This is a genomic window from Thiemannella venezuelensis (assembly GCF_014203605.1).
Classification (GTDB): domain Bacteria; phylum Actinomycetota; class Actinomycetes; order Streptosporangiales; family Streptosporangiaceae; genus Planomonospora_A; species Planomonospora_A venezuelensis.
In genome coordinates this window covers 1-1,277 of the sequence record NZ_JACHJJ010000081.1, presented here as the reverse complement: position 1 = coordinate 1,277, position 1,277 = coordinate 1, and the positions used below count along the sequence as shown (strand labels likewise).

The window sequence follows — 1,277 nt, the reverse complement described above, 5'->3', positions numbered from 1 at the left end:
CCGGCGGGTGTTTACGGCGTAAACGCCTGCGGGGTCGTCGCAGGGGCGTCCCGCTTCAGCCGCGGCGAGGACCGCAGCGTTTACGCCGTAAACACTCCCCTGGCCTTCTGCCGAGGTCGTCCGATGCCTCCCACTCGGCCGAAACCCTTCGCGAGCAGCCGCTCTCTTTGTCTGATGACCATATGAGCACCCGTCCGATCACCATCACCGTGGAAGAAGATTTCCACGACTACGTTCAGCAGCAGGTCGAGCAGGGGCACGTCCGCTCCGTGTCGGCCTATTTCAACGAAGCCGCTGCCCGGCGGATCGAAACGGGGCGCCGTGCGGACGCCGCCTGGCAGGCAGTGGTAGAGAAGGCCCGGCAGGGTCCGTAAGTGGTCGCCAGGGCTCAGCAGCTTCAGCAGCAGTTCGCCCGGCAGAAGAAGGGCTCGGCCCGGCGCGCCGCCACACGAGCGCAGATCGCCGGGTTGAACGTCCGTATCCGCAACCGGCGGACCGACTTCCCCGCCTGGACCGCCAACCGGCTGACCCGAGGCCATGGCATGGTCGTGGTGGAGGATCTGAAGATCCGAAACATGACGGCCGGCGCGAAGGGCACCGTCGCCGCCCCCGGCGTCAACGTCGCCGCCAAGGCCGAGCTGAACCGGGCCATCCTCGCCAAGGGCTGGGGCGCTCTGCTGACCATCCTGGAGCACAAGGCCCGATACAACGGCTCCCGTATCGTGCGGGTGCCACCTGCGTACACCTCCCAGCGCTGTTCGGCGTGCGGGACGGTGGACGCGAAGTCCCGCGAAAGCCAAGCGGTCTTCGCCTGCACCTCCTGCGCCTACACCGGCAACGCTGACGTGAACGCCGCGAAGAACATCCTCGCCGCCGGGCCGGCGGTGACAGGGCGTGGAGACCTCGCCGTTGGGCGGTCTGCGAAGCGTCAACCACCCGTCACGGTCGCGGTTCAGCCGCAGATCAGCCACGGCAATCCCCGGCTTCAGCCGTGGGGAGGAAGCCAAGACTCTTCGGATCTCGCCCGCCTCTGGTTGGAAGTCGAAGCGCTCGGAGAGCTATGGAACGTTCAGGCGACAGTGCAGACGGTCCTCCACGGTTGTCCCATGACTGAGCGACAGGGGCCCCACCCGGCTAACGCGGGAAAGCGAAGAGACAGGCAGGGCTCGCTGCCCGGCGGAGGTGTTTACGGCGTAAACGCTGCGGTCCTCGCCGCGGCTGAAGCGGGACGCCCCTGCGACGACCCCGCAGGCGTTTACGCCGTAAACACCCGCCGG

2 protein-coding genes are annotated in these 1,277 nt (G+C 67.6%); both read left to right on the top strand.

The window, feature by feature from the left end; genetic code table 11:
• Positions 1 to 182 precede the first annotated feature (182 nt).
• Positions 183 to 374 (top strand): hypothetical protein, encoded by a 192-nt coding sequence (locus tag FHS22_RS37195; protein ID WP_184948892.1) that lies wholly within the window; start codon positions 183 to 185, stop codon positions 372 to 374.
• Positions 375 to 1,277: RNA-guided endonuclease InsQ/TnpB family protein (locus FHS22_RS38870; RefSeq protein WP_338048130.1), on the top strand; the 903-nt coding region annotated here is incomplete at its 3' end.

Coding starts and splice junctions, on each gene's coding strand:
- FHS22_RS37195 (WP_184948892.1), top strand. CDS start 183: ATGAGCACCCGTCCGATCACCATCACCGTGGAAGAAGATTTCCACGAC.